Origin of the sequence: Nissabacter sp. SGAir0207 (genome assembly GCF_005491205.1) — a bacterium.
GTDB lineage: Bacteria > Pseudomonadota > Gammaproteobacteria > Enterobacterales > Enterobacteriaceae > Chimaeribacter.
Genome location: NZ_CP028035.1, coordinates 418,276 through 431,791, shown reverse-complemented (window position 1 = coordinate 431,791; position 13,516 = coordinate 418,276). Strand labels below are relative to the sequence as shown.

The window sequence follows — 13,516 nt, the reverse complement described above, 5'->3', positions numbered from 1 at the left end:
CCGCCACCCGAACAAAAACACCGCCCAAGGGCGGTGTTTTTTTTTGCCCGGTTGGGCGTCAGTCCATGCGCGGATTGCGCTTTAGCCAGTCGCCGCTCTCAATGCGCGGCACCCCCTCCAAGGGGAGCTTGTAGAGGTAGATCCAGGCACTGCCATAGGGGGTTGAGATCAACTCCCGGCGGTAGTCCTTGGTATTGCTTTTCAATTCATCCAACTCTGACAGGATCGAGGAGTTGATGCGATAAACCTCACAATAGACGGTGCCCTCACCGGGGATGGCCGCCGGATACAGTCCCAGATCATAGAGTTCGAACCCCTCTAACTCATGATCGCCTAACCATTGGGCATTGGTCATCCAGTGACTGTTACCCTGCTTGCGGCGCAAACTGCCGTAGACAATTATTCGCATCGTTAAAACTCAAACTGATAGAGCACATCTAATGCCTGATCGAGACCAGACACCGCTTCCAGGTATAATTTCGGCATCAACCGGTAACGTAGCGTTAGCGTCGCCAAAGAATCAAATATCCCTACACCATATTTTACTTGCAGCCCCGGCAGCACATAACCGCTGACCACCACCTGCGAGCTGTCGCCCACGCCAGCGGTGTCCAGCGTCAGGTTGCTAACGCCGAAGGCCTCGCCGATTTTACCCACAAGTTTACCACTTTGTGCAACCCCCAATCCGACCAGCATGGAGGTCATCATGCCGCTGTCGGTGCCGGTGTTGTCAAGCCCCTGCCCGCGCAGCAGGTAGGAGAGCGCCTCCTCCTGAGACATCGCCGGGTCGGAGAAGATCTCCAGCTTCGGTTCGTCCGCCAGTCCGGTCACCTTCACGCCTGCCACCACGTCATCCGCCGTGGAGTCCGGGTTGCGGATCGCCTCAATGTTGAGCAGCGGCTGGTCAGGCGGGCCAGAGAAGAGCAGCTGCCCCTTGCGCACCAGCAGATCCTGTCCATAAGCGTGGAAGCGGCCGGAAGGAATGTCAATCTGGCCGTTCAGCCCCAGCCCCTGCTTGTCCTGCACTACTTTCAGCGCGCCCTTCAGCTGCGCCTTCAGGCCGAAGGCGTCCAGCCGCACGTCGTTGCCGATGTTGACGGTCAGGTTGCTGGCAATCGGGATGGAGGCGGACTGCGCCTCGATCGGCCGACGCTGCTCATCCAGCATCACCTCGTCCGAGGAGACACCCACCGCGCTCTCCGGCAGATCCTGCACCGTGATGCGCGCCCACGGGATATCGACATTGCCGTTCAGCGAGAAGAGTTGCGGCGTCGCCTCGAACACCAGATCCGGCGATACATCGAGCCGCACCATCGGCGGCACCGTGACGCGCACCTTGTCCCCCTTGGCGGCGATGCGCGCGCGCCAGGCATCGATCTGCGACCAGTCCGCGTTGCCAGCCAGCGCGATCTGCCCTTGCGAGGTCTGGATCAGGCCGTTGAGCGTCGAGGTGTTGCCGTTGAAGTTCAGTCCCAGCCGACCATTGGTAATATCAAACGGCATCCAGCTGCCATCCACGTCCACGCCATCCAGCGCCATCTGCCCATAGACCAGCGGGCGCTGGGCATTGCCAGCCAGCCGCAGGTTGGCGTCCAGCATCCCCTGCGCCTTCTCCCCCTGCGACAGCGCGGGGTTAAGCAGCGCCAGCGACAGGCGGCTGATGGTGACATTGCCGGTGATGTTGCGCCGCCCCTGCGGATCGGCAATCTGCACGTTGCCCGCCAACTGGCCATTGTTGGCGATGCGGATCAGCCAGCCCAGTTGGGCGCGGCCATTGACCAGCGCGGCATTGAGATCCAGCGTGTCGAAGTCCACCGGCAGGGTGTTGCCCTGCACATTCTGCCGTACCTTGACCCCCTTGCCGGAGAGCGTCACCTTCGCCTGCGGCAGGCCGCCACCGGCTTTCCAACTGACATCCGCCCGGCCGGTGAAGAGGCCGGAGAGTTGGGTGTCCTCGGTCAGGAAGGGTTTCACCATCGCCAAATCGAAGCGGTTGAGTTGCACCGTTGCCTGCCCGCTCGCACCGGCGTCAATGGTTTTCGGTACGCACAGCTCCACGTTCGGGTTGAGCCAGCAGTGCGGCCCGACGGTTACCCGCTGCTCTTGGTTGAAGTACTCAAGCGCCATTGCGCGGCTGAGGCGCACCTCGCCCACCGGCGTGTCGAAGCGGGTATTGTTGAGGGTGCCGCTCCAGCGCTGGGTTTGGCGGTCAAAGCTGCCGTTCAGCGCCAGCTGGCCGGAGACCGGTTTGCCGTCGATGCGCAGTTGCATCTGGTGCTGCTTCTCGCTGCCTTTGGCCTGCAGCGTCAGCTGGCGGATCGCCAGTGCCGCTTGGGTCAGTTGATCGACCCGCAACGCCAGATCGCCTTCGATCTGCTCACCGGATCGCACCTCGCCTTTCAGGGTGACACGATTGATGCGCAGCTCCTGCCAGCGCAGGCGGTTGGCGGTAAGATCCGCCAGGATCTGCGGTGCCTTCAGATTGCCGCGCAGTTGCAGCGCGCCGTTAACCACGCCGCCCAGCCCCGGCAGGGCGTTGTCCAGCTGCGGCGCGTTGATGTTGGCGTCGAGGTTCCAGTTCTCATCCAGCTTGCCCTTCACATCCACCGTGTTGCGCCCCAGCGCCAGGTGAAGTTGCGGAATGTCCCACTGTCCGGCGGCGTTGCCGCTGAGCTGGCCGCGCGCCTCCACCCGGTTGTTACGCACCCGGCCGTTGAGCTGTAACTCCGGCACGCGCAGCTGCATGTTGCCGCCGTAGAGGCTGCCGCGCGTGACAATTTTGCCCTCCAGCGTGGCTGGCCACTCTGGCCACTGCCGCGCGGTGTTGATGCCGTTGAGCGTCAGCACGCTGTTCCAGCTGATCGCCTTGCTCCAGTCCACCACGCCGCTCAGGTCGCTGTTGCCCTGCAAGGCGGCCAGCCGCAGCCGCGCCAGCCGGAACTGCTCGACGTTGCCCGCGCCATCCAGCGTGACGGTGGCCGGTGGCAGGCCGACGCCGCTGACGTCCGCGTGCATCCCCAGCCGGTAGTCCACCGCCTTGCCGGTGAAGTTCACCGCCACATTTTTCACCTGGTACTGCGCCTCACCGGTCAGCGGCCAGCGCAGCGTATCGCTGGTCAGGGAGAGCATCAGCGGCAGCCCCGCTTCGGCCAGCTGGGTCTGCACCTTCAGGTCGGTGCGTACCGGGCCGGAGAGATTGAGCGCCACGTCCAGCTTCTCACGCAGGCCGCCATTGGCGGTCAGCTTCAGCTTTTCACCCTTCAGCGGATCGACGTTCAGCGTACCGTTGACCTCCATCGCCAGCGGCCAGTTGTCGCTGAGCGTTGCCTGCCCGCGCGCGTTCAACGTGCCCTGCGGCGAGTCGATATCCAGCGTGTCGAGTTGCAGGTGCTGGTCTTTGGTGTGCGCCTGCACCAGCAGCGACGTAAGGGTGATGTCGGTGTCACCGGTCAGGCGCAACTGCTCGCCCCGGATCGACGGGATGGCGATATCCAGCGGCAGGCGGAAGCTCGGCAGATCCGGCAGCAGCGGCTTGGCGAACAGCTGTTGGAGCGTTTCGCCCAGCGGCGTCTCTGGCTCGGCCGGGGTGGCCGGCACCGGTGGCTGCGGTTCGGCAACCTGCTCCAGCGCCAACTGCGCGGCGGTCGGCAGCGCCACCAGCAGCGAGTTGATGCGCGTCGGCAGCAGCGTCAGCGCCCGCTCCTGCCACTGCATACCGGTGCGTAACTCGCCCAGCGCAATCGCGGTGTTGTCCACCGTGACCTTGACGTTATTTAGCCGTAGCAGCCGCACCGTGATGGGATAGGGGGTGCTGAGGTTGCCACTGCCCGGCTCCTCTTCGGCGGCCGGCGCCGTGGAGGGCGCAAGCTCACGGGTGTTGACCACCACGTCCACATCCTGCGCCGTCACGGCATTCAGGCAGAGCTGGCTACGGCGGAAGCAGGAGAGATCGAGCGACAAATGGAACTGCCCGCTCTTTACCGTCACGCCCGGCATCTGGTACTGCACGCCGGTCAGCGTCAGGTCACGCCAGCCGCCGGTGACGGAGGCAATTTGCAGGCCCGGCACCCAGCGCGCCGCGCCATTCAGCACCAGGTGCAGACCGGTTTGGGTGCCCAGCAGGAAGGCCAGCGTACCCAGCAGCAGGATGAGGAAGACCAGCACCCCGAGGGAAATTTTCTTCAACAGACTCATAATTCAGGCCCCAAACCAATGTAGAACTCCACGCCATGCTCCTCGTCATCGTTGATTGGGGCGGCAATATCCAGTTTCACCGGGCCAATCGGCGAGGCCCAGCGCACACCGACGCCCGCGCCAGTCTTCACATTGGTTTGTTTGATGTCATTGACCGCTTCGCCGGAGTCCACAAACACCGCGCCCCACCACTTGCCGGTCACGTTGTATTGGTACTCGAGCGAGCCGGTGGCCAGACGCGAGGCACCGGTCAGCTTGCCCTCGTCATCCCGTGGCGAGAGCGATTTGTACTGGTAACCACGGATGCTGCGATCGCCACCGGCAAAGAAGCGCAGCGACGGCGGCACGCGGTCAAAGTCGTTGGTCTCGATCCAGCCGAGGTTGCCGCGCACCACAAAGCGGTGCTTCTCCGCCAGGGTGCGGATCCAGACGTTCTGCGCCTGGATCACGGCGAAGTCCACGTCCGATCCCCAGCTGGTGTCGGAGATGTCCAGCGAGTAGCGCTGCGAGTCGCCCCAGTCAGGCATCAGGCCACCGCGCTGGCGGGTACGGCTGACGCTGACGCCGGGGTAGATCAGCATGGTGGTGTTGGTCACGCTGCCCTGGGTAAAGTGATCCAGACTCCAGCGCAGGTTGATGGCGCGCTTCCAGCCGGAGGAGGAGTCCCAGTAACGCGCCAGATTGACGGTGGTGCCGTCAGACTCGGTGTCATTCAGATCCTCGCGCTTGTAGCCGCCCTGCACCACGTAGTACTGCTCGATCGGGTTCTTCAGCAGCGGAATCTTATAGCTGAACTCCAGCTCCTGCTCCGGGCCGGAGAGGTTCAGGGTGCTCTCCAGACTGTGGCCGCGTGAGTTGAGCCACGGCTTCTTCCAGTTGGCCTTGATGCGCGGGCCAACGTCCGTCGAGTAGCCCACGCCGGTCTCTAGCGTGTTGCGGGTGCGCGGCGTCACCACGGCGTTTAACGGCAAGACTTTGTTCTCTTTGGCGTCCTTAAACTCCGGTGCCACTACCACGGAGTTGAACCAGCCAGTGGCGGAGAGACGACGGTTCAGCTCGGCCAGATCGTTGGAGCTGTAGTAGTCGCCCTCCTCAAAGGGGACAAGGTTTTGCAGATAATCATCGCGGATTTGCGAACCCGCAAAGGAGACATGGCCGAAGCGGTAGCGCTGCCCGGTGTTGAAATCGATGTCCCAGAAGGCCTGCCGCTGCGACTGGATGATGCCGAGCTGGCTTTTGCGCATATCGGCATCAAAGTAGCCTTTGCGCACCGCCACGTTGGTCAGGGAGCTTTTGAAGCTGTCATAGGCGCCGTGGTTGAGCTGGGTGCCGACCGGCGGCACTTTGTCGCGCTTTAGCGTCTGGAACTCTTCATCATTGCGCCCGTCGCCCTCAATCACCACGTTGGTTCCGGCCAAAAAGACCGGCTGCCCGGCGGTGACACGGGCGATCAACACCGGCCGCCCCGGCGGTGGGGTGTCGCGGTACTGGAAATCAATGGTGGGATCGTAGTAGCCAAAGGGCCGCAGCCCCTGGCGCACCGCCTTGTCTACGCTGGCACGGAAACGCCCGTCGGCTGTGACCTCATCACTGCCGATCGCTGAAAGCCGCACCCGCACGTTTCTCTCTAATTCCCCGGTCAAGCCCTCAAGCTGCAAGCGCAATTTGGCGGCATGCGCGAGAGGGGAAGCCAGCAGTACACATAAAAAACAAAGGGTCCGGTTTGGTCGCACACGTACTCCTGGAAAATTTTACTGTCCTGTAAAAGCGAATCATTCTGGCCATGAAAACAGCCTCAGTATGGGCGAAATCCTTTCGACCAGTAGCCGTTTAACCTCGAAATTTTGATTAGTGTAAGCAAATTCATCAATACACAAGGACGTATTGTGTGCAAAGACGCAATCAGATACAACTAACGCACTTTAACCCGTAATTGACTGGAGTCCATTGTGGTGCAAAATTTCGACAAAACTCAACCTGTTACCTCCGCTGATGCCCTGCCAGGCCGTAACACGCCGATGCCCGTGGCGGCCACCCATGCGGTAACGGGCCACGCCATGACCCACATCCCCGACGGCATGGAAGAGGCGATTTTTGCAATGGGATGCTTCTGGGGCGTGGAGCGCCTGTTCTGGCAGTTGGAGGGCGTCCATAGCACTGCCGCCGGTTACAGCGGTGGCTATACGCCGAACCCGACCTATCAGGAAGTGTGCACCGGCCAGACCGGCCATGCGGAGGTGGTGCGCGTGGTGTTCGACCCGGCGGTCATCAGCTATGCGCAGCTGTTGCAGGTGTTCTGGGAGAACCATGACCCGGCGCAGGGTATGCGTCAGGGCGGCGACATCGGCACCCAGTACCGCTCCGCGATCTACCCGCTGACGCCAGCGCAACAGGCCGCCGCCGAGCAGAGCCTGGCCGCCTTCCAGCGCGCCATGCAGGAGGCGAACGACACCCGCCACATCACCACCGAGGTGACGCCAGCGCTGCCGTTCTACTATGCGGAAGATGAGCACCAGCAGTACCTCTACAAGAACCCAGAAGGATACTGCGGCATCGGTGGCATCGGCGTCTGCCTGCCACCACAGCTGGCGCAGTAACCGTCACGCGACCGCCAGCGGCCGTTTTTTCTTCGCTGGCGGCGCTCTCGGCGCTACTGCTATACTAAGCGTGCTGCAAATGTACCCTGTTTGCAGCATTTCTATCTGTTATTTTGGATTTTTTCACTCAGCGTTACCCCCTGCCTCATACGCGCCGGTCGGGAACCGGAACTAAGCGGATAAACTATGTTAAACAGTATCTTACTGATAATTCTATTGATCGCCGTGAGCGCCTTCTTCTCCCTGTCGGAGATCTCGTTGGCCGCCTCACGTAAAATTAAACTGAAACTGCTGGCTGACGAAGGAAACGTCAACGCCGCCCGCGTGCTGAAACTCCAGGAGACGCCGGGCATGTTCTTTACCGTGGTGCAGATTGGCCTGAACGCCGTCGCCATCCTCGGTGGTATCGTCGGCGACGCCGCCTTCTCCCCGGCATTTGAAGTCTTCTTTGGCCGCTTCATGACACCTGAGCTGGCCGCCCAAATCAGCTTCATCTGCTCCTTTGTGCTGGTTACCAGCATGTTCATCCTGTTCGCTGACCTCACCCCGAAGCGCATCGGTATGATTGCACCAGAGGCGGTTGCCGTCCGGATCATCAACCCGATGCGTTTCTGCCTCGCCCTGTTCCGGCCGCTGGTCTGGCTGTTCAACGGGCTGGCCAACTGCATTTTCCGCCTGTTCAAGCTGCCGATGGTGCGCAATGACGACATCACCCCCGATGACATCTATGCGGTGGTGGAGGCTGGCGCGCTGGCCGGGGTGCTGCGCAAGCAGGAGCACGAACTGATTGAGAACGTGTTCGAGCTGGAGTCACGTACCGTGCCCTCCTCCATGACCTCGCGTGAGAGCGTGATCTACTTCGATCTGCGTGAGAGCGAGGAGAGCATCAAGCAGAAGATCGCTACCCATCCGCACTCCAAGTTTTTGGTGTGCGACGGCAACATCGATCAGGTGGTGGGCTATGTGGACTCCAAGGATCTGCTGAACCGCGTGCTGGGTAACCAGAGCCTGAAGCTGAGCAGCGGCGTGCAGATCCGCTCAGCGCTGATCGTGCCGGATACCCTGACGCTGTCAGAGGCGCTGGAGAGCTTCAAGACCGCCGGCGAGGACTTTGCGGTGATCCTGAACGAGTATGCGCTGGTGGTCGGGATCATCACCCTGAATGACGTGATGACCACCCTGATGGGTGATCTGGTCGGCCAGGGGTTTGAGGAGCAGATCGTCGCGCGTGATGAGAACTCCTGGCTGATTGAGGGCGGTACGCCGATTGAGGATGTGATGCGCGTGCTGCACATCGAGGAGTTCCCGCAGTCTGGCAACTACGAAACCATCGGCGGCTTCATGATGTTCATGCTGCGCAAGATCCCGAAACGCACCGATTTCGTGAAGTTCTCTGGCTATAAGTTCGAGGTGGTGGATATCGACAGCTACAAGATTGACCAGCTACTGGTCACCAAGCTGAGCGACAAACCCGCCACGCCGCTGCTGCCGAAAACCCCAGAGGAGCTGGCGCGCGAGAAGAGCCTGTAAGGCCCTCGCCACCTCCCGTGCCACATACAACAACGGCCCCATCTGGGGCCGTTGTCATGTCTGGCTCATGCAATGAGCGGGGGTTACATCTCCGCCTGGAGGCTCAGCACCTGGCGGTTCACTTCAGACATCACACTGAAGTGGCGTTTATCACGAATCTTCGGCAATAAAATTTTGCCGTTATCAAATTCGAATGCGCCAACGTCTTTGATGTACAGACGGCCGCGAAACAGCGTTTTTACATATTTAGCCACTTTAAGTGGATTATAACGCTGAAAAATTCTCATTTCTTACTCTCTCCTTCCTATGAGTTCATCGCGTTCCTGCCAGATAATTAACCAGACTAGGGGCAGCTACTCAAATGAACGCAATGTAATAGACTTTAAAAGTAGTCGTAAATTCTAAATTTGCCAGTCCGTTTCCGGGGCTTTTACCGAATCTGACACTTAAATGAGCGTAATCAGAATCCATTTATTGTCGTGCTGGGTCTGGTGCCAGCTATCTGTTGGGAAAATGATATCAATCACGTTTCCTGACAGGACAGACCTCTGATTACAGCTTATGATCCTGCTTTCCACTATCGGAGCGCTCTTAAAGGCGCGGCTCATACCAAGGAGAAAGCATGTTCAAGCATAGTCTGCTAACTATAGTGCTAACGGCTTCGTCATTTTTCGCCTCCGCCCACAATTTTACAATTCAGCAACCCGTTCCGGCGGTCTACGTCAGTGATCTGGGCGAGCTGCTGTTGGAAAAAGATGTTTTCAACTACCAGCGCTGGAGCAGTAGCCAACTCCCTGGAAAAGTGCGGGTTATCCAGCACATAGCTGGGCGAACCGCCGCCAGAGAGCTGAATGAACCCCTGATTGACGCCATCAAGGCCGCTAATCTACCGACCGAACGTTACCAAACGACGACAATCGTCAACGTCAGTGACACGATGTTCGGCACCAAGGCTTTTGTGCGCCTCAGCATCCGTGAGGGCAAGAAAAAATATCCTTGGTCACAAGTGATCGTGGACAGGCAGGGGGTGGTACTTAAGGCGTGGGAGTTGCAGGAGCAGAGCTCGGCCATCGTGGTGCTGGATCGCCACGGCAAGGTGCGCTTTGCGCAGGAGGGGGCGCTGAGTATGGCGGCGACGCAGCAGGTCATGAACCTGCTGCACCAGTTGCTGGACTCCGATCAGTAGAGGGAGACGCGGAAGCCGGGGTTGAGGAAGGATTCACGCGGCGTGTAGAGCAGTGGCTGGCCCTGCCAGTCATGCACCTGCGCGCCCGCAGCGGCGGCGACCGCATGGCCAGCGGCGGTGTCCCAGATGGAGGTCGGCCCGAAGCGCGGGTAGAGCTGCGCTTTGCCCTCGGCCACCAGACAGAACTTCAGCGAAGAGCCGACCGCCACGGTCTGGTGTTCGCCGAGCTGCGCCAGATAGTCCTGCAACTCCTGGCTGCCGTGGGAGCGGCTCACCACCACCAGCGGCGGGCGGGCGTCACGCACCGCGATCTGCACGCGCTGGCCGTTCTCCTCTTTCCACGCCTTGCCGTCGGCGGCGGAGTACATCACCCCGGTCACCGGCACGTAGACCACGCCGAGCACCGGCTTGCCATCCTCCACCAGCGCGATGTTCACGGTGAAATCACCATTGCGCTTGATGAACTCCTTGGTGCCATCCAGCGGATCGACCAGCCAGTAACGCGTCCAATTGCGGCGCACCTCCCAAGCGGGCGGATCCTCTTCCGACAGGAGCGGGATCTCTGGCGTCAGCGCCTCCAGCCCACGCTTGATCACACGGTGCGCCGCCAGATCCGCGGCTGTCACCGGCGAGTCGTCGGTTTTCACCTCTACATCCATCGGCTGGCGGCCCTCATAGACCTCCAAAATCGCCGCGCCCGCGTCCCGCGCCAGCTGGCAAATATTTTCTAACATCATGCACCTCTGCATTCAGAATCTTATTAAGCAGCCTAGTTTTTTTTGCCGTGAAGATCTACCGTCCCACTGTCTGAATCCTCCCCTTTCGGCCCCTGCCCGCGCCCGGCGTGACCGCTTACGCAGTTTCCCGCGCTGAATTGCCCCATACTTCACGTTTATTTTGTGCGCTATGGTGCATTTGCACCCTGTTTTGCGATATTCGTTCATTAATCATGGAGAGCAATGATGAGGAACCCTACCCTCGCCCTGTGCCTGCTGGCCGCCTGCGCTGGCGCTCAGGCAGCCACGGTTGACCTGCGCATCATGGAAACCAGCGATCTGCACGGCAACATGATGGATTTCGACTACTACAAGGATGCGCCCACCGAAAAGTTCGGTCTGGCGCGTACCGCCAGCCTGATTAAACAGGCGCGCCAGCAGGCCACCAACAGCGTGCTGGTGGATAACGGCGACCTGATCCAAGGCAGCCCGCTTGGCGACTACATGGCGAAGAAGAGATGGCGTCAGGGCGAGGTGCACCCGGTCTATCTGGCGATGAACCCGCTGGGTTACTCGGTCGGCAACGTTGGCAACCACGAATTCAACTACGGGCTGGATTTCCTGAAACGGGCGCTGGCAGGTGCGGCCTTCCCCTACATCAACGCTAACCTACTGGACGCCGCCACCGGCCAGCCGCTGCTCAAGCCCTACCTGATTGAGGAGAAGCAGGTCAAGGATCGTGACGGCAACACCCATACGCTGCGCATCGGTTACATCGGCTTTGTACCACCGCAAATCATGGTGTGGGACAAGGCCAATCTGGCGGGCAAGGTGCAGGTGGCGGACATCACCGAGACGGCGAAGAAGTGGGTGCCGGAGATGCGCAAAGCGGGCGCGCAAGTGGTGGTGGCCATCCCGCACTCCGGGCTGTCAGCGGAGCCGTACCGGGCGATGGCGGAGAACTCTGTCTACTACCTCAGCCAGGTGCCGGGCATCGACGCCATCATGTTTGGCCATGCCCACGCCGTCTTCCCCAGCAGTGACTTTGCCGATATCAAGGGCGCGGATGTCAAACAGGGCACGCTCAATGGCACGCCAGCGGTGATGCCCGGCCAGTGGGGCGATCACCTCGGCATTGTCGATCTGCAACTGAATAATGATGGCGGCAACTGGCAGGTAGTGCAGGCGCGCGCCGAGGCGCGGCCCATCTATGACACCGCTGCCAAAGCCTCGCTGGCCGCCGAAGACCATGAGCTGGTCGGCCGGGTGGCGGAGGCACACAAGGCGACGCGTGAGTTTGTCAGCCAGCCAATCGGCAAGGCCAGTGACAGCATGGTCAGCTTCCTGTCGCTGGTACAGGATGACCCGACGGTGCAGATCGTCAACAATGCCCAGACCGCCTACACCCGGCACTTTATTCAGGGCGATCCAGACCTGGCGAACCTGCCGGTGCTCTCCGCCGCCGCGCCCTTTAAGGCCGGTGGCCGCAAGAACGATCCGGCTGGCTATGTCGAGGTGGAAAAGGGCGAGCTAACCTACCGCAACGCCGCCGATCTCTACCTCTACCCCAATACGCTGGTGGTGCTGAAAGTGACCGGCAAAGAGGTGAAGGAGTGGCTCGAGTGCTCGGCCGGGCTGTTCAACCGCATCGATCCGCAGAGCAGCCAGCCGCAGCCGTTGATCAACTGGGAGGGCTTCCGCACCTATAACTTCGACGTGATCGATGGCGTGCAGTACCAGATTGATGTCACCCAACCGGCGCGCTATGACGGTGAGTGCCAGATGATCCACCCCAACGCCGAGCGCATCCGCCAGCTCACCTGGCAGGGCAAGCCCATCGATCCGGCGGCAACCTTCCTGGTGGCGACCAACAACTATCGCGCCTATGGCGGCAAGTTCGCTGGCACCGGCGACAGCCACATCGCCTTCGCCTCGCCGGATGAGAACCGCAGCGTGCTGGCCAACTACATCACCGCCGAGAGCCAGGCGCATGGCGAGGTTACCCCATCAGCGGACAACAACTGGCGGCTGGCGCCCATCACCAGCCCACAGCCGCTGAACATCACCTTCGAGACTTCACCCAGCGACAAAGCGACGGCCTTCATTAAACAGAAGGCGCAGTACCCGATGAGCCGTCAGGGCAGTGACGACATCGGGTTTGCCCTCTACCGCCTCGATCTTCAGGCGAAATAACCCGCCAATAAAAAAGGCAGTGCCGGTAACGGCGCTGCCTTTTGCTTACACACATGAAACGGGAAAATGAAGCTTACAGGATTTCCAGCAGCTCGACGTCAAAGATCAGCGCGCTGTAAGGAGGAATCGACGCGCCTGCGCCACGCTCACCGTAGGCCAGGTTGTGCGGGATGTAGAGCTGCCACTTGGAGCCCACCGGCATCAGCGTCAGCGCTTCGATCCAGCCTGGGATCACGCCGCTCACCGGGAACTCTGCCGGCTCACCGCGCTCCACGGAGCTGTCAAAGACGTCACCGTTGATCAGGCGGCCAGTGTAGTGCACGCGCACGCGGTCCTGACGGCTTGGGATCGGGCCTTCGCCCTGGGTGATGACGGAGAATTGCAGGCCGGACTCGGTACGGCTCACGCCTTCACGCTCCGCGTTCTGCTCGAGGAACTGCTGGCCTTCCACGGCCATCGCCTGCTGGCGCTCACGGCGCACGGACTCCGCACGCTCATGCATCTCACGCAGTGCACGGTGCAGCACGTCCACCGGCACCGCCGGCGCGATCCCTTCGAGCGCGTCACGCAGGCCAGCGGCCAGGGCGTCAGGTTGCAGGCCTTCCAGGCCAGACTCTTGCAGCTGCTGTCCCACTTGCAGGCCGATGGCGTAGCTCGCCTGCGCTTCTACGCTGTCATAAGAAGGGGTTGTCATGCGTTTTCCTTAAATCGATAAAAAGTCGAAGGCAGAGCATAGCAGCGCAAGGGATTGGGGTAAAATCTTGCGTCAGGATGGGTGACTTTTGGTAACGAAACAGAAACAATGGCGCGCCGGGAAAACCCCGATCTGCCCCCGCGCAAGTCGCCCCGCTGTCTCTTTCTGCTTCAAGCAGTTATCAGACTATACTCAATGTGTCATGGCAGCGTTGCTGACCACGGCGCCGTATTACTTCTGCCTTCTGGCAGACCGCGTTGCAAGAGAGGTTGTCATGGGCAGAATCGCGCCCAGGAGAAAGAAAGCCGCCCAGGTTCCTTCGCCGCTGCACCACTGGTGGTCGACGCTTCGGTCAACATGGCCGCGCCGTCAACACAGCCGGCGCGTGACCGAGGACTCGGAGCCG

General features: G+C 60.8%; 9 protein-coding genes and 2 pseudogenes. 4 read left to right on the top strand and 7 right to left on the bottom strand.

What is annotated here, in order from left to right:
• Positions 1–58: 58 nt before the first annotated feature.
• The 4 genes and pseudogenes from C1N62_RS01965 to C1N62_RS23540 form a co-directional block, all read right to left on the bottom strand.
• Complete coding sequence (locus C1N62_RS01965; protein ID WP_137762041.1) at positions 59–409, bottom strand: gamma-glutamylcyclotransferase; 351 nt, start codon at positions 407–409, stop codon at positions 59–61.
• A 2-nt stretch (positions 410–411) separates the two neighbouring features.
• Positions 412–4,194, bottom strand: a complete 3,783-nt coding sequence (locus C1N62_RS01960; RefSeq protein WP_137762040.1) for a translocation/assembly module TamB domain-containing protein — start codon at positions 4,192–4,194, stop codon at positions 412–414.
• Positions 4,191–5,525 (bottom strand): annotated as a pseudogene (locus tag C1N62_RS01955) (autotransporter assembly complex family protein); the annotation flags it as partial. The pseudogene C1N62_RS01955 and the gene C1N62_RS01960, both read right to left, overlap by 4 nt.
• Before the next feature lie 77 nt (positions 5,526–5,602).
• Positions 5,603–5,927, bottom strand: a pseudogene (locus tag C1N62_RS23540) (POTRA domain-containing protein); the annotation flags it as partial.
• A gap of 219 nt (positions 5,928–6,146) precedes the next feature.
• Here C1N62_RS23540 and msrA point away from each other — a divergent pair.
• Positions 6,147–6,791, top strand: a complete 645-nt coding sequence (gene msrA / locus C1N62_RS01950; RefSeq protein WP_137764877.1) for a peptide-methionine (S)-S-oxide reductase MsrA — start codon at positions 6,147–6,149, stop codon at positions 6,789–6,791.
• A gap of 186 nt (positions 6,792–6,977) precedes the next feature.
• Complete coding sequence (locus C1N62_RS01945) at positions 6,978–8,321, top strand: hemolysin family protein (protein WP_137762038.1); 1,344 nt, start codon at positions 6,978–6,980, stop codon at positions 8,319–8,321.
• 83 nt (positions 8,322–8,404) lie between these two features.
• Here the strand turns inward: C1N62_RS01945 and C1N62_RS01940 are convergent, their stop codons facing one another.
• Positions 8,405–8,608, bottom strand: coding sequence for a DUF1107 domain-containing protein (locus tag C1N62_RS01940; protein WP_137762037.1), 204 nt, complete (start codon positions 8,606–8,608; stop codon positions 8,405–8,407).
• Between the two features lie 335 nt (positions 8,609–8,943).
• Here C1N62_RS01940 and C1N62_RS01935 point away from each other — a divergent pair, with 335 nt between their 5' ends.
• Positions 8,944–9,507 carry a YtfJ family protein gene (locus tag C1N62_RS01935; protein ID WP_137762036.1) on the top strand — a complete coding sequence of 188 codons (564 nt, stop codon included), beginning with the start codon at positions 8,944–8,946 and terminating at the stop codon, positions 9,505–9,507.
• Here the strand turns inward: C1N62_RS01935 and cysQ are convergent.
• Positions 9,501–10,241: a 3'(2'),5'-bisphosphate nucleotidase CysQ gene (cysQ, locus tag C1N62_RS01930; RefSeq protein WP_137764876.1), complete on the bottom strand. Its 741-nt coding sequence runs from the start codon at positions 10,239–10,241 to the stop codon at positions 9,501–9,503. The genes C1N62_RS01935 and cysQ overlap by 7 nt on opposite strands.
• 225 nt (positions 10,242–10,466) lie before the next feature.
• Here cysQ and C1N62_RS01925 point away from each other — a divergent pair, with 225 nt between their 5' ends.
• Complete coding sequence (locus C1N62_RS01925) at positions 10,467–12,416, top strand: bifunctional 2',3'-cyclic-nucleotide 2'-phosphodiesterase/3'-nucleotidase (protein WP_137762035.1); 1,950 nt, start codon at positions 10,467–10,469, stop codon at positions 12,414–12,416.
• Between the two features lie 73 nt (positions 12,417–12,489).
• Here C1N62_RS01925 and C1N62_RS01920 read toward each other — a convergent pair whose 3' ends face one another.
• The gene (locus C1N62_RS01920; protein ID WP_137762034.1) at positions 12,490–13,110 is read right to left on the bottom strand and encodes a peptidylprolyl isomerase; all 621 of its coding nucleotides are present in this window, start codon (positions 13,108–13,110) and stop codon (positions 12,490–12,492) included.
• Positions 13,111–13,516 lie beyond the last annotated feature (406 nt).